General features: G+C 73.6%; 24 protein-coding genes and 1 pseudogene. 18 read left to right on the top strand and 7 right to left on the bottom strand.

The annotated features are described in order from the left end of the window. Positions 1-22: 22 nt before the first annotated feature. A complete protein-coding gene (locus tag FHU30_RS05820) occupies positions 23-547 on the top strand; it encodes a GNAT family N-acetyltransferase (RefSeq protein ID WP_253872555.1) in 525 nt (174 codons plus the stop codon). Here FHU30_RS05820 and FHU30_RS05815 read toward each other — a convergent pair. After that, entirely contained in the window at positions 530-1,225 is a 696-nt protein-coding gene (locus tag FHU30_RS05815) for a TetR/AcrR family transcriptional regulator (protein ID WP_253872550.1), read from the bottom strand. The genes FHU30_RS05820 and FHU30_RS05815 overlap by 18 nt on opposite strands. 126 nt (positions 1,226-1,351) lie before the next feature. Between FHU30_RS05815 and FHU30_RS05810 the strand changes: the two genes are divergently transcribed. The 4 genes and pseudogenes from FHU30_RS05810 to FHU30_RS05795 all read left to right on the top strand — a co-directional run. Then, entirely contained in the window at positions 1,352-1,840 is a 489-nt protein-coding gene (locus tag FHU30_RS05810) for a nitroreductase/quinone reductase family protein (RefSeq protein ID WP_253872535.1), read from the top strand. An 80-nt stretch (positions 1,841-1,920) separates the two neighbouring features. Next, positions 1,921-2,607 carry a flavin reductase family protein gene (locus FHU30_RS05805; RefSeq protein ID WP_253872532.1) on the top strand — a complete coding sequence of 229 codons (687 nt, stop codon included), beginning with the start codon at positions 1,921-1,923 and terminating at the stop codon, positions 2,605-2,607. Between the two features lie 77 nt (positions 2,608-2,684). After that, positions 2,685-3,497 (top strand): aldo/keto reductase, encoded by an 813-nt coding sequence (locus FHU30_RS05800; protein WP_253872530.1) that lies wholly within the window; start codon positions 2,685-2,687, stop codon positions 3,495-3,497. Positions 3,498-3,646: 149 nt separating this feature from the next. Next, positions 3,647-4,801: pseudogene (locus FHU30_RS05795) on the top strand (Cmx/CmrA family chloramphenicol efflux MFS transporter); the annotation flags it as partial. Between the two features lie 97 nt (positions 4,802-4,898). On the opposite strand, the gene FHU30_RS47600 reads toward FHU30_RS05795, so the two are convergent. Next, a complete protein-coding gene (locus FHU30_RS47600; RefSeq protein WP_372503855.1) occupies positions 4,899-4,979 on the bottom strand; it encodes a 50S ribosomal protein bL37 in 81 nt (26 codons plus the stop codon). A gap of 185 nt (positions 4,980-5,164) precedes the next feature. On the opposite strand from FHU30_RS47600, the gene FHU30_RS05790 reads away from it, so the two are divergent. Continuing rightward, complete coding sequence (locus FHU30_RS05790; RefSeq protein ID WP_253872525.1) at positions 5,165-5,764, top strand: hypothetical protein; 600 nt, start codon at positions 5,165-5,167, stop codon at positions 5,762-5,764. A 17-nt stretch (positions 5,765-5,781) separates the two neighbouring features. Continuing rightward, positions 5,782-6,390, top strand: a complete 609-nt coding sequence (locus FHU30_RS05785; RefSeq protein WP_253872524.1) for a hypothetical protein — start codon at positions 5,782-5,784, stop codon at positions 6,388-6,390. Positions 6,391-6,446: 56 nt separating this feature from the next. Here FHU30_RS05785 and FHU30_RS05780 read toward each other — a convergent pair whose 3' ends face one another. From FHU30_RS05780 to FHU30_RS05770, 3 genes are read right to left on the bottom strand one after another with little or no spacing between them, the layout of a single operon-like run. After that, positions 6,447-7,271 carry a DUF3710 domain-containing protein gene (locus FHU30_RS05780; RefSeq protein WP_253872521.1) on the bottom strand — a complete coding sequence of 275 codons (825 nt, stop codon included), beginning with the start codon at positions 7,269-7,271 and terminating at the stop codon, positions 6,447-6,449. 3 nt (positions 7,272-7,274) lie between these two features. Further along, entirely contained in the window at positions 7,275-7,745 is a 471-nt protein-coding gene (gene dut / locus FHU30_RS05775) for a dUTP diphosphatase (RefSeq protein WP_372503848.1), read from the bottom strand. A 45-nt stretch (positions 7,746-7,790) separates the two neighbouring features. Continuing rightward, complete coding sequence (locus FHU30_RS05770; protein ID WP_253872518.1) at positions 7,791-8,348, bottom strand: PaaI family thioesterase; 558 nt, start codon at positions 8,346-8,348, stop codon at positions 7,791-7,793. Positions 8,349-8,491: 143 nt separating this feature from the next. Here FHU30_RS05770 and FHU30_RS05765 point away from each other — a divergent pair, with 143 nt between their 5' ends. The 11 genes from FHU30_RS05765 (at position 8,492) to FHU30_RS05715 (ending at position 15,561) form a co-directional block, all read left to right on the top strand. Then, positions 8,492-9,187, top strand: coding sequence for a hypothetical protein (locus FHU30_RS05765; protein ID WP_253872515.1), 696 nt, complete (start codon positions 8,492-8,494; stop codon positions 9,185-9,187). After that, on the top strand, positions 9,187-9,717 hold the full coding sequence (locus FHU30_RS05760; protein ID WP_253872511.1) for a MauE/DoxX family redox-associated membrane protein: 531 nt from the start codon (positions 9,187-9,189) through the stop codon (positions 9,715-9,717). Before FHU30_RS05765 ends, FHU30_RS05760 begins: the two co-directional genes overlap by 1 nt. A 25-nt stretch (positions 9,718-9,742) precedes the next feature. Beyond that, positions 9,743-10,213, top strand: a complete 471-nt coding sequence (locus tag FHU30_RS05755; RefSeq protein WP_253872508.1) for a hypothetical protein — start codon at positions 9,743-9,745, stop codon at positions 10,211-10,213. Then, positions 10,210-10,767: a hypothetical protein gene (locus tag FHU30_RS05750; protein ID WP_253872505.1), complete on the top strand. Its 558-nt coding sequence runs from the start codon at positions 10,210-10,212 to the stop codon at positions 10,765-10,767. The genes FHU30_RS05755 and FHU30_RS05750 overlap by 4 nt, the downstream gene beginning before the upstream one ends. Then, positions 10,755-10,928, top strand: a complete 174-nt coding sequence (locus tag FHU30_RS05745; protein ID WP_253872502.1) for a hypothetical protein — start codon at positions 10,755-10,757, stop codon at positions 10,926-10,928. Before FHU30_RS05750 ends, FHU30_RS05745 begins: the two co-directional genes overlap by 13 nt. 18 nt (positions 10,929-10,946) lie before the next feature. Then, the gene (locus tag FHU30_RS05740; RefSeq protein ID WP_253872500.1) at positions 10,947-11,498 is read left to right on the top strand and encodes a hypothetical protein; all 552 of its coding nucleotides are present in this window, start codon (positions 10,947-10,949) and stop codon (positions 11,496-11,498) included. A gap of 44 nt (positions 11,499-11,542) precedes the next feature. Next, complete coding sequence (locus FHU30_RS05735) at positions 11,543-11,857, top strand: CopG family transcriptional regulator (RefSeq protein WP_253872497.1); 315 nt, start codon at positions 11,543-11,545, stop codon at positions 11,855-11,857. Continuing rightward, the gene (locus FHU30_RS05730) at positions 11,854-12,267 is read left to right on the top strand and encodes a PIN domain-containing protein (RefSeq protein ID WP_253872493.1); all 414 of its coding nucleotides are present in this window, start codon (positions 11,854-11,856) and stop codon (positions 12,265-12,267) included. Before FHU30_RS05735 ends, FHU30_RS05730 begins: the two co-directional genes overlap by 4 nt. Before the next feature lie 424 nt (positions 12,268-12,691). Next, positions 12,692-13,363: a YidC/Oxa1 family membrane protein insertase gene (locus FHU30_RS05725; protein ID WP_253872490.1), complete on the top strand. Its 672-nt coding sequence runs from the start codon at positions 12,692-12,694 to the stop codon at positions 13,361-13,363. 73 nt (positions 13,364-13,436) lie between these two features. Further along, positions 13,437-14,717: a cytochrome P450 gene (locus FHU30_RS05720; RefSeq protein ID WP_253872487.1), complete on the top strand. Its 1,281-nt coding sequence runs from the start codon at positions 13,437-13,439 to the stop codon at positions 14,715-14,717. Positions 14,718-14,733: 16 nt separating this feature from the next. Further along, on the top strand, positions 14,734-15,561 hold the full coding sequence (locus FHU30_RS05715; protein WP_253872474.1) for an SDR family oxidoreductase: 828 nt from the start codon (positions 14,734-14,736) through the stop codon (positions 15,559-15,561). Positions 15,562-15,609: 48 nt separating this feature from the next. Here FHU30_RS05715 and FHU30_RS46890 read toward each other — a convergent pair whose 3' ends face one another. Together FHU30_RS46890 and FHU30_RS05705 are read right to left on the bottom strand one after the other, a co-directional pair. Next, the gene (locus FHU30_RS46890) at positions 15,610-16,695 is read right to left on the bottom strand and encodes an acyl-CoA dehydrogenase family protein (RefSeq protein ID WP_253872472.1); all 1,086 of its coding nucleotides are present in this window, start codon (positions 16,693-16,695) and stop codon (positions 15,610-15,612) included. Then, positions 16,692-17,873 (bottom strand): acyl-CoA dehydrogenase family protein, encoded by a 1,182-nt coding sequence (locus FHU30_RS05705; RefSeq protein ID WP_253872469.1) that lies wholly within the window; start codon positions 17,871-17,873, stop codon positions 16,692-16,694. The genes FHU30_RS46890 and FHU30_RS05705 overlap by 4 nt, the downstream gene beginning before the upstream one ends. Positions 17,874-17,880 lie beyond the last annotated feature (7 nt).

The raw sequence follows: 17,880 nt of genomic DNA, 5'->3' as shown, positions 1-17,880 counted from the left end.
CGGATCGGGCAAGATCGTTCTTATGAACGTGCGGCACGCCACCCCCGAGGACGCCGAGGCCATCGCGAAGGTGCACGTCGCCGGATGGCGGACCGCCTACCGCGGGTTCGTCCCGGACGCCGAGCTGGACGCGCTCCGCTGGCAGGACCGCGTGGCCGACTGGCGCGAGCGCACCGCCCCCGGCTCGACCGTCACCGTCCTGGTCGCCGAGGACGACGGCGGGTTGGTCGGGTTCGCCAGTTCCGGGCCGCCGCGGGACGAGGATCTCGTGGCCGGGCGCGCGTGGGAGCTGTACGCGATCTACCTCGGGCCGTCCACGTGGCGGCGCGGCGTCGGGACGGCCCTGCTGCGGAGCACGATCGAGGCCGTCCCGACGCACGTCCCAGCGCTGGTGCTGTGGGTGCTCGACGGGAACGCCCGGGCGCGCGGCTTCTACGAGCGGAACGGGTTCGTCCCGGACGGCACGACCGTCCCGTCCCGGCTGGGCCCGCAGTACCAGGACCTCCGGTACCGCATCGAGATCCCGCGGTCAGGCGGGGAAGCCTAGGTCGTCGGCCATGCGCTCGACCGAGTAGGCGAAGAACTCGTCGGCCGGGTCGAGCGTGTTGGCGAACTGGCCGAAGAGCTCGAAGCTGATCAGGCCGGTGAGCTGGGCCCAGTGCGCGGCCAGCCGGGCCGTCGCGGGCGCGGGGACGTCCGGCGCGGCGGCCGCGTTGATGATCTTGAGCTGGGCGGTCAGCTCCGGGCCGGGCTCGGGGCCGGACGCGTCGAGCCGGCCGGACGTCGCGGCGTCCTGCACGATGCCCAGCAGGACGAACGGGACGCGCGTCGCGGGGGCGATCGTGTCCTCGGGGGCGGCGTAGCCGGGCACGGGCGAGCCGTAGATCAGCGCGTACTCGTGCGGACGCTCGGCCGCCCAGCCGCGCACGGCGGCGCAGACGGCGCGCCAGCGGGCCCGCGGTCCGTCCTGCGCGGCCTCCCGGTCGGCCTGCTCGGCGCGCTCGCCGACCGCGTCGTAGGCGTCCACGATCAGCGCGGTGAGCAGGTCGTCCCGGCTCGGGAAGTAGCGGTAGAGCGCGGACGAGACCATGCCCATCTCCCGCGAGACCGCGCGCAGCGACAGGCCCTGCGCGCCCGAGGCGGCCAGCTGCCGGCGCGCCTCCTCCTTGATCTCCCGGGTGAGTTCTGCCCTGGCCCGCTCGCGGGCGGTGCGGCTCGCGTTCATGCCCTCAGTCTGGCACGGAGCAGAGCGGTAGACAATTTCGAGAGCACCGCTCTTGACATCGGGACGGCGATGCGCGCATGATGCTCTTAGTCGAGAGCACTGCTCTCCGAAACTGAGGAGCCCGAGATGAACGACCTCCACGAGAACGCCGTTTCGAACGCCGCTCAGAACGACGTGCGGAACCGGCTCGTCCCGCCCGGGAGCAAGGCGACCCTCCAGTTCAACAAGTTCATCGGCTTCCTCGCCCGGCACGGCGTCAGCCTCATGGGCTCCCGCGAGCTGTCGGTGCGCGGCCGCAAGTCCGGCGAATGGCGCAGCAACCCGGTGAACCTGCTGATCGTGGACGGTCAGCGCTACCTGATCTCCCCGCGCGGACGGACCCACTGGGTGCGCAACATCCGCGTCGCGGGCGGCGGCAAGCTGCGCCTCGGCCGCAAGGTCGAGGAGTTCACCGCTACCGAGCTGGACGACGCGGTGAAGCTGCCGATCATCCGCGCCTACATGAAGAAGTGGGCCTGGGAGGTCTCCGCCCTCATGGACGGCCTGACCAAGAACGCCACCGACGAGCAGATCAACGCCATCGCCCCGGGCGTCCCCGTCTTCCGCATCAACTGACGCCGTGCGCGGCCGCCGCCGGCGAACGCGACGTCGGTTTCCCGCCAGCGGCGGGGGCGGACCTCGCCGAGGCTGGACGCATGGAGCACATCGGCATCGAACCCGCCATCCTCTACTTCGGCACCCCGGTGGTCCTCCTCGGCACCGCCGGCCGCGACGGCCACCCCAACCTCGGGCCGATGTCCTCGGCGTTCTGGCTGGGCTGGCGGTGCGTGCTCGGCATGTCCACCTCGTCCAAGACGGCGCAGAACATGCTGGCCACCGGCGAGTGCACGATCAACCTGCCCTCCACCGCGCAGGCCGGGGCCGTCGACCGGCTGGCCCGCACCACGGGCTCGGACCCCGTCTCCCCGTCGAAGCTCGAACGCGGCTACCGGCACGTCCGCGACAAGTTCGGCGTCGCCGGGCTCACGCCGGTCGCGTCCGAGACCGTCCGGCCGCCGCGCGTCGCCGAGTGCCCGGTCGCGATGGAGGCCGTCGTGGAGGACTCCCGTCCCCTCGCGGCCGAGCTGGGCGGCAACATCACGATCTTCGAGACCCGCGTGCAGCGCGTGCACGTCCACCCGTCCATCACCATGGACGGCCACGAGAACCGCATCGACCCGGACCGCTGGCGCCCGCTGATCATGAGCTTCCAGAAGTTCTACGGCCTCGGCGACCAGGTCCATCCGTCCCGCCTCGCCGAGATCCCCGAGCACCTCTACCGCACCCCCGACATCGCCCGCGCCGCCGGGGCCCCGCGCACCGCCGCCGCCAACGCGAACTGACCGCGCCGCCGCGCCGCGCGCGGGCGCGGCCGGTGGACGTCCGGGCGGACGGGCGACATGCTGGGATGATGTCTGCCATGGGGGGCGGATTCCGGTCTGGGGCCGACCGGCGGGCGGGGGCCCGCCGGCGGCTGGGGTTCGGCGCGATGCGGCTGCCGGGCATGCCCGGGCGGCATCCGGTGGACCACACGACGGCCGTCGCGGTGGCGCGGCGGGCCGTCGAGCTGGGCGTGGCGCACATCGACACCGCCGCGTTCTACACGCGCGGCTCCAGCAGCGCGAACGAGATCCTGCGCCGCGCGCTGCGCCCCTACCCGGACGGCCTGACCGTCGCGACGAAGGTCGGCCCGGGCCAGGACGTCCGCGCCGCCGTCGAGCAGAACCTCGGCGAGCTGGGCCTGGACGCGCTGGACCTGGTGTACGTGCAGGCCGGACGTCCCGGAGAGGCGCTCGCCGAGCGGTTCGCGCGGCTCGCGGAGCTGCGCGCCAAGGGACTCGTCCGGAACCTCGGGGTCGCGGACGTCACGCGCGCCCAGTTCGACGAGGCCCGGACGGTCGCGCCGGTATCGGCCGTCCAGAACCGGTTCGGGGTGCTCGACCAGAGCGACGCGTCCCTGGTGGACGAGTGCGCCCGCGCGGGCGTCACCTACGTGGCGCACTCGTCCCTCGGCGGCGGCCGCATCCGCTTCACCGACGACGGCCTCCGGCGCGTCGCCCTCCGGCACGGCGCCACGGTCTACCAGGTCGCGCTGGCCTGGGGCCTGGCCCGCTCCCCCACGCTCGTCCAGATCCCCGGCACCGCCTCGCTCACCCACCTTGAGCAGAACATGGCCGCCCTCCGGCTGGAACTGGACGACCACGACATGGCGACACTCGAACGCCTCGCGTAAGGTGTCGCGCATGTCCTCCCCCGAGGCTTCAAGACGCTAGCCACCGCAAGCGCGGTGGCCCACACCCCACCCGACTCCCGCTGGCTCGTCGGGTATTGAGCGGCGCTGTCGCGCCGGCTTGTTGGGCACCGCGCATCTTCCCTTCCGCGGTGGCCGTCGTCGTTCGGGCGCGGCCGCTTCTCCTACGTGAAGCCTCGACGGAGTCATTCGTGCCGTTCGCTCTTTACGTCCTCGCGCTCGCCGTGTTCGCGCAGGGGACGTCCGAATTCATGCTGTCCGGCCTGCTGCCGGACCTCGCCCGCGACACCGGCGTCCCGATCGGGACGGCCGGGACGCTGACCTCGGCGTTCGCCGCCGGGATGGTCGTCGGAGCGCCGCTGATGGCGGTGCTCGCGCGGCGGTGGCCGCGCCGCCGGGCGCTGCTGCTCTTCCTCGGCGCCTTCCTGGCCGTCCACGTGGCCGGGGCGCTGACCTCGGACTTCGCGGTGCTGCTCGGCACCCGCGTGGTCGCGGCGCTCGCGAACGCGGGGTTCCTCGCGGTCGCCGTCGCGGCGGCCGTCGCCATGGTCCGGCCGGACGCCAAGGGCCGCGCCACCGCGACGCTCCTCGGCGGCGTCACGCTCGCGTGCGTCGCGGGCGTCCCGGCGGGCGCGCTGCTCGGCCGGCTGTGGGGGTGGCGCGCGGCGTTCTGGGCCGTGGCGCTGCTGTCCGCGCCCGCGCTGGCCGCGATCCTGACGTCCGTGCCGGACGAGCCGTCCGCGGGGACGAGTGTGCGGCCCGAACTGCGGGTGCTGCGCCGTCCGGACGTGCTGCTCGTCCTCGCCGTCGGCGCCCTCGTCAACGGCGCGACGTTCTGCGCCTTCACCTACCTCGCACCGCTGGTCACCGAGGTCGCGGGGTTCGGTGACGGCTGGGTCCCGGTGCTGCTGGCGGTGTTCGGGCTCGGCTCGTTCGCCGGGGTCACCGCGTCCGGACGGCTCGCCGACACCCGCCCGCGGACGGTCCTCGCGGGCGGCGGCCTTGCGCTGGTCGCCGGGTGGGCGGCACTCGCGGCGTTCGCGGACGTCCCGGCCCTGGTCGTCCCGCTGGTGTTCGCGCAGGGCGCGCTGGGGTTCGGCGTCGGCTCGACGCTGATCGCCCGCGCCCTGTACGCGGCCTCGGACGCGCCGACGCTCGCGGGCGCGTTCGCCACGGCCGCGCTGAACGTGGGCGCGGTCGTCGGGCCCGTCCTCGGCGGGCTGGCGATGGACGGCGACCTCGGCTACCGCGCGCCCGTCTGGGTCAGCACCGCGCTAGCCGCGTCCGCCGTGGTCCTCGGCGTCCGGCTGGTCACGGTCCGCGGCGGCCGGGCGGACACCAGCCTCCTCGGTCGGCTGACCTCGGGGCGCGGCGCTCGGGCGGTCAGTGCCGCGCGCAGGGGCGCCGACCCTTGTTCGCCTTGTTCCGCTTCCGGCTCCGACGCTTGCGAGTGCGCTTCGACATGCCCCGATTAACCGCCCGTCCGGTCGCTCCGGCAAGGGCTCCCGACGGGTGTCCACTGCCGGTCAGCCGTATGGCCTGGAACGGGACACGGTCCCTACAGTCCCCCGGCAGGAAGATCAGCGGCCTCGACGGAAAGGAGCCCGCACTGCCGCGCTGAAGAGGAACACGAGATTCTGGGAGTCAGAATGTTCACCAAGCGCGCTTTTCTCGCCGTCCTGTTCGCCGCGGGCGGTACTGCGGCGACGGCCCTTCCCGCCGCCGCCGCGCCGGCCGCCCCGGATTCCGCCGGGGCGGTCGCACGCCAGGCGATGACCGTCCAATGCCGCGTCGCCGATCCGCGCCGCGTCACGTCCGCCGACCTGGCCGACGACGCGTCCGTCGCCGCCCTGTGCCACCGGCTCGGTGTGCGCGGCTCGGGCGTCGCCGCCCCCGCCGGAGGCATGGGCGCCGCCAACTACGTCCACGGGAACTGCGGGACGTCCGGGCTGTTCATCCGGAACTGGAACAACGGCGGCCATCCGGTCTTCGCGGCCGGGGCATGGCCGACACCCTCGCACCTGTCCCACGGTTCGGCGACCATCCATTGGCATAATCTGTCCAAGGGCGGCCGGAGCTCCTTCCACCTCGCGGTGTGGGCCAACACGGGCGGCTGGGCCTGGCGGCATTCGGAGAAGCACTTCACCAAGACCGGCACCGTCTTCGCCTACATGACCGGGGACGTCATGCTCGTGGACGGCAGGATCTGCTCCATCGCCCGGCCGACCGACACCGAGAACGTGCACTGACGCGGCGGGGAGGGCGGATGCGGTTCGCCGGGGGCGAGTCGTGGCGGCTCGCCGAGGATGTCGAGCGGCTGCCCCACGTCGCGCTGTTCCTGCGGGACGTCCTGCGCCTCCCCGTCGAGGGTGGGCCGCTCGTCCCGCCTCCGCTCGCCCTCACCGTGCCCGATCTGTCCGATCGGTGGGCGGACCCGGACGGGGCCGCGGCCGGGTGGACGCGGTGGTGGCGGGCCATCGTCGCCGAAGCCGACCTGACGTCCCAGGTCCGGGACGCCCTGGACCCGCCGTACTGGTCCAGCCTGGACGGCCTGCCCGCACTCCGGGACGCGGTGGTCGCGGTGTCGGATGAGGCGCTGCGCTTCTCGTCCCGGGTGCGGGAGGACGTGCTCTCCGACGACGGCCCACCCCGGCCCGCCCTCCCCTGGCAGATGGTCCGGGACGCGGCGGAGGACGTCGCCGCGGACGGCGTGCCCATGGACGAGCTGGACGTCTCGGTAGGCGTGCTGCGGGTGCGCGGGCCGTGGTGGCGGATCGTCCGCCCCGGGCGGCTGCTGTGCTCGGCCGACCTGGCCCAGGACGCCGACACGGCGCGGGAGGCCCTGCGGGCCGCCTTCCGCTCGTCCGTCGCCTGACAAGCAGAAGGCCCGCCGGGCACGGGAGTGCTCGGCGGGCCTTCGCGAGGCTCGGGTCAGCGGACCTCGGTGATCTCCGGGCCGCGCTCAAAAGGGTTGAACGTCTCGACGTTCTCCTCGTCGTCCTCGCCGGCCTCCTGGAACTCCTGCGGGATCTTGAGCTCCAGCAGGTCGCGGGGCGGCATCGGCGAGTCGCCGCGGACGACGACGACGCCGCTCAGCACGTCCTCCAGGACCTGCCACTGCTCCTCGTCCTCGATCGCGGCGCCCTGCACCACGGCCTGGAGGAACCAGCGCGGGCCGTCCACGCCGACGAAGCGGATGATCTGCGGAGCCCAGCCCTGCTCGATGAACTCCTGCGGGATCTGCTCCTTGACCTCGTCCGGCATCTCGGCCAGGACTTCCTCGGTCAGCGCGGCGGGGACCATGGCGAGCAGCTCGTCGCCGAACGGGCCCTCGACCTCCTGGACCTGGCCGCCCGCGTTCTCGGTGATGTCCTGCGCGGTCTCGCGCCGGACGTCCTCCCAGATGCCGCTGCGCTTGGGCGCGGCGAACACCTGGAGCTGCATGGCGCTCTCGTTGTACTGGACGAGCACCGCGACGGGCCGCCCGTCGAGCGGGTTGCCCTCCTCGTCCACCTGGGTCGCCTCGAAGTTCACCTGGAAGCCCAGCCCGGGAGCGACCGGGATCTGCATGGCGCCGAAGTCGAGGCGCTGCATCTCCGGCGGGGAGTCCTCGGAGTCCCACGGGCCCCCCTTGGCGGTCTCCCCGCCCGGGGCGGCCTCCTCGGCCTCGGCCTCAGCGGCTTCGACGGCCTCTTCGGCGGCGTTCTCCGCGCCGTTCGCGGGCTCGTCGTCCCGCCGGCGGCGTCCAAAAGCCACGACTCACACTCCTTCTCGACTGTGCTGGTTGTCCGCGAACCCGCCCGAGGAGCCGAAACCGTTGGCTCCGCGCGACGATCCGGGAAGTTCGGCGACCTCGTGGAAGACCGCGTGCTCGACCCGCTGGACGACCAGCTGCGCGATGCGGTCCCCGCGGCGCAGCCGGACGGCGGCGCGCTGGTCGGTGTTCAGCAGGGTCACCTTGATCTCACCCCGATAGCCGGCGTCGACCGTACCGGGTGCGTTGACGATGGTCACCCCAAACTTAGCGCCCAAACCCGACCGTGGGTGGACGAAGGCCGCGTAACCGTCAGGCAGGGCGATCGCCACCCCCGTCGGGACGACCCGCCGCTCCCCCGGCTCCAGCTCCACGTCCTCGGCGGCGTACAGGTCGGCACCCGCGTCGCCCGCGTGCGCGTACGACGGCGCGGGCAGCCCGGGGTCGAGCCGCTTCAACAGGACGTCCACGCTCACGGCGCGCTCCCCACTCTCGTCACGGGTCGGTTCGCCGGCCCGGGGTCAGGGGTTGACCCGGCGGCCGTCGTCGCTGCCCCCGCCGCTCGCGTCCGCGTCGCCGTGCCGCTCGAAGTGCGCCATCGGCACCTCGATGAACAGCGCCGCCGCGCGCACCGCGACGGGCCCGTCCACGGCGTCCATGCGGGCCTCGGCCTCCAGGTACGCCTTGCGCCCCACGACGCCGGTGCAGCGGGTGCGGATGTACAGGGTCGTGCCCACCGGGACGGGGAGCACGTAGTCGGTCTCCAGCCGGCCGGTCACGTACGGCTTGCGGAGCAGCCAGACGACCATACCGAGCGCCTCGTCCATCGCCGTGGCCAAAACGCCGCCGTGCGCGAGACCGGGCGCGCCCTGGTGGACGTCGCCGACGGTGAACTTGGCCGCGACGCCGAGCCCGTCCTCCTCGCTCACGGCCTCCAGGTGGAGCCCGGTCGGGTGGTCGGGGCCGCAGCCGAAGCACCGCGCGTAGTGCGTGCCGAGCGGCGCGCCCGCGGGGGCGTCCGGGTGCGGCGCGGGTACGGTCGCGCCCTCCGGCGGGACGGTCAGGTTGGAGCGGTTCACGCCGTGACCCTACCCTCCCCCAAGGCATGACCACTTCCGGCGCGTTTACCTCTCCCGGCCGGGGAGTCCGGTTACTGTGATCTACGTCACGAGTCTCTCGTTCCGCCACGAGACGGACCAACCGGCGAAAGGTGGCGCACCCGATGGGACAGCAGGTCATCCACCGCTCCCTCGACGGCACCCGCGTGCGGCTCCGCGGCGACCACGACCTCGGCCGCCCGTTCACCTCGGTGGCCCGGGTCACCGCGGGCGCGCGGCTGCACGAGATCTCCAGCGGCACCCGCGCGGACGCCGCGGCCTGGGCCGAGGACGTCGGCGTCGCCAGGTTCGAGGAGGAGTTCCGCGTCCAGGGCGGGCGGCTCCGGGTGGGGCACGCGGCGTCCACCCGCGACCCCGACACCGGCCAGCGCGACACCGTCCTCGCCGCCGTCTGGGAAGGCCGCCGCTTCGCCGCCTTCACCCACCTGTACGGCGGACGTCCGGCCGACGCCGTGGCGTTCCTGTCCGGTCTGCGCCTGACCGAGCACGACGACGGCATCACGGTCGCGCCCGCCGCCCGCGGCGTCGCGCTGCCCGAACCCGCTGAGCTGGTGAAGGAGGTCCCGGGCTTCGGCCTCCTGGAGATCACGCCGCTGACGAGCGAGACGCGCCGGCGGCTGCCGGGCTGGCGCGGCGCGGCCGTGGCGGGCGGGGAGCTCTTCCAGGACACCGTGGACGGCCAGGGCCCCTACTTCCTGCTGGCGCTGAGCCGCCTGCTGGTGACCGTCCTGCCGGAGGAGGACCAGGTCAGGAGCGTCCCGGGGCGGCTCTCCTCGCTGTCGGTGGAAGCGGTCCGCTGATGGGCGGGCTCGCCGCCCTCGCGGGGACCTCCGCCGTCCTGGTCGTCCTGGTGCCGTCCCTGGCCGGGCACCTGCGCACGCACGGGCTCGCGGCGGCGCTGCGCGCCCAGGGCGCGATCCCGTCCCGGCTGAGCCCGACCGCGGCATCGCTGGCCGTGACCGCCGAGGTCGCCGCGCTGGGCGTCCTGCTGCTGGGCCTGGGCCTGCGCCGGACGGACCTGACCCGCGGCGCGCTCGCCACCGCCGCCCTGATCTTCGCCTTGTACGCCGCCTATGCGGCTTACGTGACCCGGAAGGCCGGAGCCCGGCGGGTGCCGTGCGGGTGCGGCGGCGATCCCTCCGCGCCGATGTCGATGTGGGTCGCCGCGCGGGCCGCCGGGCTGGCCGTCCTGGCCCTCGGCGGGGCGCTCGCGTCCCCGCCCGCGCTGGGCGGCGAGACGCTCGCCGGCGCCGTCGCCGGGGCCGCGCTCGGCGTGCTGCTGTGGATCCTGCCCCGGGCCATGGACGTCCCCGAAAGGAGCATGGGGTGAGTTTCGAGCCCGAAAGGAGCACGGGGTGAGCTTCGAGACCAGTGCGCTGCTGCTCTCCTGGGTGGCGATCCTGCTGCTGGCCCTGGTCGTCGCGGGCCTGGTGCGGCAGGTGCACGCGCTGTCCGGGACGGGCCGCGCGACCGCCGCGCACCCCGCGCCGGGCCCGGAGCCCGGCGCCCCCGCACCCGGTTTCGGACGGCTCGGCCCCGGCCTGGTGCTCTTCCTCGACCGCGACTGCGGCGTCTGCGACGAGGTGCTCGCCGCGGCCGGAACCCCGCTGCGCGCGGTCTTCGCGGGCCCCGCGCCCCGGACGGTCCCGGCGGACGCGACCGTCCTCGCGCACGAGAGCGCCGGGCTCTTCGACGACTACCGCGTCCCCGCCACGCCCTTCGCGGTCGTCCTGACGGAGGACGGCCGCGTCTCCGCGGCGGCCCCGGTCGGCTCACCGGAGTCGCTGCGCGAACTGCTGGAACCGGAGCTGGAGGTGGGTCGGTGATCGAACTAGAGGACGTGCCGCCGCTGCGCGGGCCGAGGCCCGCCGGAACCGAGCGCGTGCGGCGCAGGCCGCCCGAGGACGAGGGCGCCCGGTTCCGTCCGGCCCGGCGCGGGCTGCTCGCGGGCCTCGCGGCGGCCGGAGCCACCGCCGGACTGAACGCGATCGGCGTGCTGCCGCCCGCGCGGCAGGCCCTCGCCGAGGGCTTCAGCCTGAGCAGCGGCTACTACGACATCCTCCCGTACTGCCCGCCGGGCGAGCCGCACGTCGGCTGCTCGCCGGGCTGCGGGCCGAGCCTGGTCTGCTCGTCCTGCTGCCGGACGAGCGGCAAGTACAAGGGCTACCACCGCTCCGGCGTGTCCGACCCGCACCGCTACAAGCTGCGCCCGAACCAGTGCTACGGCGGCAAGTGGGACGGCTGGATCTGGAAGGTGTCCAAGAGCTGCGGGAACTGCCGCCGCGGCGTCACCTGGCGCTGCCACGACGGCTGGAAGAAGTCCAGCGGCGGCAGCTGGTACAAGACGATCTGCCGCAAGGCGGTCGCGTGCTACAACTGACCGCCCCGGCCGGACAGCTGCGCCGGGCCCTGACCGAGCCGTTGCTCCCGGTCGCGGCCCTGGCGCTGCTGGCCGTCGCCGCCGCCGCGCTGGACGCGACCGTCCTGTGCTGGGCGGCGGTCGGCGCCCTGGCCGGCTTCGCGCTCTCCGGCTCGGTTTGAACGCGCAACAGCGAATCCGTGCTGTTCTCGCCAGGTTGGCGGGCCCCTATACGGCAGGGCGAGGTCCTGGCCGTCTTCTCCCTCGGGCTGCTGCTCGGGGGCACCCTGAGCGCCGCGGTGATCTGGCTCGCGTCCGGTCTCACGGCCCCGCTCCCGCACGCCGTCCGCGCGGGACTGATCATCGCCGTCGCCGCACTCGCCGCCGCCCGCGACATCGGCCTGCTGAAAATCCCCCTGCCCCAGAACTCCCGCCAGATCCCGCAAGAAGTCCTCATGCACCGCCTGCGCACCGGCACCCTCCAATTCGGCTTCGAAATGGGCACCGGCGTCCGCACCTACGTCAGCGCGTCCTCCCCCTACGTCCTCGCCCTGGGCCTCTTCCTGGCCCACCTCAGCGCCCCCGCAACCCTCCTGGCAGGCGCCACCTTCGGCGCCGGCCGCTCCCTGAGCGCCGCCCTCACCTACTGGTCCCGCTCAGAAACCCGAGACGCCCTAATAACCACCCGAATGCCCCCCACCAAAACCCTCACCGCCCTTTCACTACTCTTTGCACTCGCTATACTCCACTGAGTAGCAGAGAGACAGGCGGTGGCATGGCGAGTAGCATCACAAGCATGGCCGACACCACGCGCAAGTACAGCGTCACGATCCCCGAGGACGTCGCCGAGGAGGCACGCGTCCGGGGTGACGGAAACCTGTCCGCGTACGTGACGGCGGCGGTCGCCCGGCAGCTCGAACGCGACCGCCTCGGCGACCTCGTCGCCGGATTCGAAGAGGAGCACGGCCCGCTCGACCCGGCGGCCGTGGACGAGAAGCGTTCGATCATCGCGCGGGTCGCCGCCGACTACCTCCGAGCCCGGCTCGCAGAGGGGCAGGACACCGCCGCACCCGTCCATACCGAGCACGAGCCGCCAGGAAGAGTCGCATGACGCGTGCCCCCCTGAAGCCGTCCCCTACCGTCGTCCTCGACTGCGAAGGGCTGTCGCGGCTGGTGCGGCGCGACCGGGAGATGTTCGAATGGGCCGCCGGCGCCCGCAACGAGAACGTCCCGATGGTCGTCAGCGCCGTGAGCATCGTCGAGGCGACCCACCCCGAGACCCGGCTCCAGTCCCTGGACTGGACGCTCTCGCACCTGCGGATCGTCCCGGTGACCCGGGAGATCTCCCTCGAAGCCGTCCGCCTGCTCCGTGCGGCGGACCGGCATGGGCACAAGCACGCGATCGACGCCGTCGTCGCGGCGACCGCGCTGGCCGCCTCCCAACCCGCCGTCATCCTCACATCGGACCCGGACGACTTCATGACCCTCTGCGGGGACCGCGCGGCCGTCATCAAGATCTGAAGCCCGCCGCCCGCCCGCTCCTTGCGGGGATTGGCTGGAACCGGGTGGGGCGGTGGGGCGTCGGTTTGGGTATGGGGGTTGGCATGGGTGGACGGCTGCCGCGGGGGGCGGTTTGGCTGGTTGTTCTGCCTGCCTTGTTGTTTGCGGGGGCGCCGGGGCTTTTGGCTCAGGGTGAGTTGCCTCGGTTGGTGGTGGTGGCTTCGCTGGCCGCGGTCGCGGGGCTGGTGGTGCTGGCCGCTACGCGGGCCGTGTGCGCGGACGGTGCGGTTGCCGTCGGGCGGGTTCGGACGCGGTTGCGGGAGCGGACGCTTCGGACGGCGTTCCTCGCGCAGTGCGATCCGGACGCGGCGGGGCGGCCCCGGCCCAGGGCTCCAGGACGGGCGATCAGGTTCTCGTACTGATCGTTCCCTTCCTGGAGGTTGTCGTGGGTTTGCTTGATGCGCCCGTTGCCGGTGCGTATGCGCTGGTCAAGGGGCTGACGTTGGGATTGGAGCCGGTGGCGGGCGGGTTCTCCGCCGTCCTGGCGATCGTGCTGTTCACGCTCGGGGTGCGGGCGCTGATGCTGCCGCTCGCGGTGCGGGCGGCGCGGGGAGAGAAGGCGCGGGCGGCGCTGCTGCCGAAGCTGGCGCGGCTGCGGGAGCGGCATGGCCGGAACCCAGAGCGGCTGCGGCGGGAGACGGCCGCGCTGTACGAGCGGGAGGGCGCGTCGCCGCTGACCGGGTTCGGGCCGATGCTGCTCCAGTTCCCGTTCTTCATGGTGATGTACCGGCTGTTCCGGTCGGGCATGATCGCCGGGCACCAGAACGTCCTGCTGGCGCATGCGGTGTTCTCCGTGCCGCTGGGGCAGAACTTCGTCTCGGTGGCCGCGACGCCGGCGGGGCTGGTGTTCGCGGGGTTGTTCGTGGCGCTCGCGGTGGTGGGCTGGTGGTCGTCGCGGCACGCGCCGCAGGCGTGGATGCGGCTGCTGTCGCTCGGGACGGTGGCCGTCGCGGCGTTCGTACCGCTCGCGGCGGGGGTGTACCTGCTGGCGTCCGCGTCCTGGACGGCGGTCGAGCGGGCGGTGCTGCGGCGGACGATCCTCACCCCGGCCGGTTGACGGGAGCCCCGGCAGCCGAGTTCGATAGAACCGAATGCGACTCGGGCGACTCGGGTGCCAGGGGTGTTGCGGGATGACGACGGCGTTGCGGACCGGCATCAACCTGTCCGACCTTGCCTTCTGGGCGCGTCCGCCAGGCGAGCGGGAGGCGGCGTTCGCCGAGCTCAGGCGGCGGGACGAGCCGGTGTTCTTCCCCGAGCTGAAGCTGCCGTTCATCAAGCACGGTCCGGGCTACCACGCGCTCGTCCGGCACGCGGACGTGGTGGAGGCGAGCCGCACGCCCGAGGTGTTCAGCAGCGAGCCGTGCTCGAACAGCATCGCCGACCTGCCCGGCTACATGGCCCGCTACTTCGGCTCGATGATCAACATGGACGACCCGCGGCACGCGCGGCTGCGCCGGATCGTGTCGCGGGCGTTCACCCCGCGGATGCTCGCCCGCACCGAGGCCGGGCTGCGCGACAGCGCCCGGAGGATCGTGGACGACCTGCTCGCGAACGGCCCCGGGGACTTCGTCACCGAGGTCGCGGCGCGGCTGCCGGTGCAGGTCATCTGCGACATGATGGGCATCCCCGAGGACGACCGGGCGATGGTGTACGACCGGACGAACGTGATCCTCGGCATCGGCGACCCGGAGTACACCGGCGGGCGCGAGTTCGTCCGGTCGGGGATCACCCGCAGCGGCGTGCTGTACGGGCTGGCCGCCGCGATGACCGCCGGGTACGAACTGAACCACATGGCGATGAAGCTGGCCCGGCGGCGCCGCCGCGAGCCGGGCGACGACCTGGTGTCGGCGCTGGCCGCGGCGAACGTGGACGGCGAGTCGCTCACCGACCAGGAGATCGGGTCGTTCTTCATCCTGCTGGTCGTGGCGGGCAACGAGACGACGCGGAACGCGATGTCGCACGGGCTGCGGCTGCTCACCGAGCATCCGGACCAGCGGGCGCGGCTGCTGGCCGACTTCGACGGGCGGATCGCGGGCGCGGTCGAGGAGATCGTCCGGATGGCGACGCCGGTGATCCAGTTCCGCCGGACGCTGACCCGGGACTACGAGATGAACGGCAACCGGTACCGCGCCGGGGACAAGGTGCTGCTGTTCTACAACTCGGCGAACCGGGACGAGACGGTCTTCGAGCACGCGGACCGGTTCGACATCCTGCGCTCCCCGAACCCGCACGTCGGTTTCGGCGGTCCGGGACCGCACTTCTGCCTGGGCGCGAACCTGGCCCGCCGCGAGATCACCGTCCTGTTCCGGGAGCTGTTCGAGCGCGTCCCGACGATCCGCAGCGTGGGCGAGCCCGACCGGCTCTACTCCAACTTCATCAACGGCATCAAGCACCTGCCCTTCACGTACTGACCCCGGGAGGGCATGCATGGGCACGTACGCGGTCACCGGCTCGGCGTCCGGGATAGGGGCGGCCACCGCCGCGCGCCTGGAGCGGGCCGGGCACTCGGTCATCGGTGTCGACCTGCACGACGCGCACGTCCTAGCCGACCTCGGCACGCCGGACGGGCGCGCGCGGGCGGTCGAGGAGGTGCTGTCGCTCAGCGGCGGGCGGCTCGACGGCGCCGCCGCGATCGCCGGCGTCGGCCCCGGCATGAAGGACGCCGCGGCGGTCATGTCGATCAACTACTTCGGGCCGGTGGCGCTGCTGGCCGGGCTGCGCGGCGCGCTCGCGGCGTCCGGGGCGGGCCGGGCGGTGGTGATGAGCTCCAACTCCGCCAGCACCGTCCCGCTGGTGGACGCCGAGCTGGCCGCGCTCGCCCTCGCCGGGGACGAGGACGGCGCGCGCGAGCGGGCCCGCACCGAGCAGGCCGCCGCGCCCCAGGAGATCCTCGACTTCGCGCCGAGCATCGCCGCGTACGCGACGTCCAAGCTGGCCGTCGCGCACTGGGTGCGGCGGACGGCGGTCACGCCCGAATGGGCGCGGCAGGGCGTGCTGCTCAACGCGATCGCGCCGGGCGCGGTGCTGACGCCGCTGCTCCGCGACTCGACCGGCGGCGCGGCCGAGGGCGACCCGGACGACTTCCCGACCCCGATGCCGCTCGGGTTCTTCGGCGAGCCCGAGGACGTCGCGTTCTGGGTGCACCAGTTCCTCAAGCCCGAGGCGCGCTTCGCGACCGGCTCCGTCCTGTACGTGGACGGCGGCACCGACGCCGCCATGCGCCCCGACGCCCACCCCACCGCCCTGACCTTCTAGACGCGACGCCCCCGCCCGCAGGGATCGCGGGCGGGGGCGTCCGGCGCTTTAATCGGGCAGGTCCAGGGCTGCGGCGAGGCGGGCCCGGTGGGTGCGGGGCGCGCCGAGCATGACCTCGTCGGCCTTGGCGCGCTTGTAGTACAGGTGCGCGTCGTGCTCCCAGGTGAACCCGATGCCGCCGTACAGGAGCAGGTGGTCCTTGGCGACCTGGAAGTAGGCGCGGCCCATGAAGGACGCGGCGAGCGCGGCGGCCTCGGGGAGTTCGTCGGGCGCTTCGTCCACCGCCCACACCGCGTACCGGACGACCGATTCGGCCTGCTCCAGGGTGCAGTGCATGTCGGCCAGCTTGTGCTTGACCCCCTGGAACGACCCGACATACCGGCCGAACTGGACGCGGAGCTTGGCGTACTCGACGATCGCGTCCAGGCAGCGGCGCAACCCGCCGAGCTGCTCGGCGGCGAGCAGCACGGACGCGACGTCCAGGGAGCGGTCGATCGCGTCGGACGCGTCGGACGGCCCCAGCAGCCGCGCCGGAGCGCCGCCCAGCTCGATCCGCGCCTGCGGACGGGTCAGGTCGAGCGTGGTCAGCGGCGTCCGGACGAGCCCGGGCGCGTCGGCCGCGACCGCGAACACGCCCCGGCGGCCCTCCCCGGTCGAGGCGACGACGAGCAGCAGGTCGGCGGACACGGCGTCCGGCACCCGCTCGACCGCGCCCTCCAGCACCCATTCGCCCCGGTCGATGATCCGCCCGACCGGCGGCTCGCCCTCGGGACGGGCGAGGATCGCGATCGTCGCGCCGGACGCGACGTCCGGCAGGAGGTCCTTGGCGTCGAGCGCGGCGAGCAGGTCCGCCGCGACGACCGCCGAGAAGTACGGGACGGGCGTCAGCGCCGCGCCCAGCTCCTCCAGGACGGCCGCGACCTCGCCGAACCCGGCGCCCGAGCCGCCGTGCTCCTCCGGCACCGCGAGGCCGGTGAGGCCCAGTTCGCCCGAGAGGCGCGTCCAGGCCGTCCGGTCGAACGGCTCGTCCGACTCGGCGATCTCGCGGACGCGGGACATCGGCACCCGGTCGGCCAGGAAGGACCGCACGGTCGCGGCCAGCTCCCGCTGCTCCTCGGTCGGGATGAGCCTCACTCGCCGTCCTCCTTCGCCTGCGTGCCGACCTTCAGCGCCTTGAACGGGATGTTCCGGTCGAGCTGCGGCTCGCGCGGCAGGCCGAGCACCCGGTCGCCGATGATGTTGCGCATGATCTCGTTGGTGCCGCCGCCGAGCGCCATGCCCGGCGCCCAGGCGAGGGCGCGCGGGACCGGGCCGTCCCCAGTGACGCTCTCGGGGCCGAGGATCTCGCTCGCGACGTCCGCTCCGGCCAGCGTCAGGTCGGCGAGCAGCAGCTTGGCCACCGAGCCGCGCGCGCCGGGCATGATCCCGGCCTTGACCTCCTGCGACATCCGCGCGTTGAGCAGGTCGAAGGCGCGTTCTTGCAGGTAGAGGTCGAGCAGCAGGTCCGTGACGCCGGGTTCGCCGAGCAGCCCGCGCTCCCGGGCGGCCTTGCGCAGCGCCGCGAACGACGCCGGGCGCTCGGTGCGCGCCGCGCCCATCCCGATCGAGACGCGCTCGTGCAGCAGCGTCGTCACGGCCGCCGACCAGCCCCCGTTCACCTCGCCGACCACGTTCTCCACCGGGACGCGGACGCTGGTGAAGAAGATCTCGTTGAAGTGCGACTCGCCGGTCATGTCGCGCAGCGGCCGGACGTCCACGCCGGGCGCGTGCATGTCGACCACGAACATCGTGATGCCCTGGTGCTTCGGGACGTCCGGGTCGGTGCGCGCGATCAGCAGCCCGAAGTCGGCCTGCCGCGCGACCGACGTCCACACCTTCTGGCCGTCCACCACCCAGTGGTCGCCGTCCAGGACGGCGCGGGTCTGCAGGGACGCCACGTCCGAGCCCGCGCCGGGCTCGGAGAACATCTGGCACCAGATCTCCTCGCCGCGCAGCAGCGGCCGGATGTACCGGCGCTTCTGTTCCTCGGTGCCCAGCGACAGCAAGGTCGGCCCGCACATCCCGAGGCCGATGCCGAACACCCCGACCGGGAGCGTGAACCCGGCCGCGGCCTGCTGGAACGCGCGCTCCTCCGCCGCCGACAGGCCCCGCCCGCCGTACTCGGCGGGCCACGTGATGCCCACGTGGCCCGCGTCGTACAGGTCGGCCATGAACGCGCGCGACTCGGCCAGGCCCGGGTCGGGCGGCAGGTCGGCGGTCCGTTCCGCCAGCCAGGCGCGGGCCTGGTCGCGGTACTCGTCGAGATCCGTCACGTGGCGG

It is taken from the genome of Actinomadura rupiterrae, assembly GCF_024172125.1.
GTDB classification, from domain to species: Bacteria; Actinomycetota; Actinomycetes; order Streptosporangiales; family Streptosporangiaceae; genus Spirillospora; species Spirillospora rupiterrae.
This window is presented reverse-complemented; position numbering and strand designations above follow the sequence as displayed.

Excerpts from the sequence above, each read along its gene's own strand:
- FHU30_RS05820 (WP_253872555.1), top strand. The coding sequence starts at position 23 with ATGAACGTGCGGCACGCCACCCCCGAGGACGCCGAGGCCATCGCGAAG.
- FHU30_RS05815 (WP_253872550.1), bottom strand. The coding sequence starts at position 1,225 with ATGAACGCGAGCCGCACCGCCCGCGAGCGGGCCAGGGCAGAACTCACC.
- FHU30_RS05810 (WP_253872535.1), top strand. The coding sequence starts at position 1,352 with ATGAACGACCTCCACGAGAACGCCGTTTCGAACGCCGCTCAGAACGAC.
- FHU30_RS05805 (WP_253872532.1), top strand. The coding sequence starts at position 1,921 with ATGGAGCACATCGGCATCGAACCCGCCATCCTCTACTTCGGCACCCCG.
- FHU30_RS05800 (WP_253872530.1), top strand. The coding sequence starts at position 2,685 with ATGGGGGGCGGATTCCGGTCTGGGGCCGACCGGCGGGCGGGGGCCCGC.
- FHU30_RS47600 (WP_372503855.1), bottom strand. The coding sequence starts at position 4,979 with ATGTCGAAGCGCACTCGCAAGCGTCGGAGCCGGAAGCGGAACAAGGCG.
- FHU30_RS05790 (WP_253872525.1), top strand. The coding sequence starts at position 5,165 with ATGTTCACCAAGCGCGCTTTTCTCGCCGTCCTGTTCGCCGCGGGCGGT.
- FHU30_RS05785 (WP_253872524.1), top strand. The coding sequence starts at position 5,782 with ATGCGGTTCGCCGGGGGCGAGTCGTGGCGGCTCGCCGAGGATGTCGAG.
- FHU30_RS05765 (WP_253872515.1), top strand. The coding sequence starts at position 8,492 with ATGGGACAGCAGGTCATCCACCGCTCCCTCGACGGCACCCGCGTGCGG.
- FHU30_RS05760 (WP_253872511.1), top strand. The coding sequence starts at position 9,187 with ATGGGCGGGCTCGCCGCCCTCGCGGGGACCTCCGCCGTCCTGGTCGTC.
- FHU30_RS05735 (WP_253872497.1), top strand. The coding sequence starts at position 11,543 with ATGGCCGACACCACGCGCAAGTACAGCGTCACGATCCCCGAGGACGTC.
- FHU30_RS05730 (WP_253872493.1), top strand. The coding sequence starts at position 11,854 with ATGACGCGTGCCCCCCTGAAGCCGTCCCCTACCGTCGTCCTCGACTGC.
- FHU30_RS05720 (WP_253872487.1), top strand. The coding sequence starts at position 13,437 with ATGACGACGGCGTTGCGGACCGGCATCAACCTGTCCGACCTTGCCTTC.
- FHU30_RS05715 (WP_253872474.1), top strand. The coding sequence starts at position 14,734 with ATGGGCACGTACGCGGTCACCGGCTCGGCGTCCGGGATAGGGGCGGCC.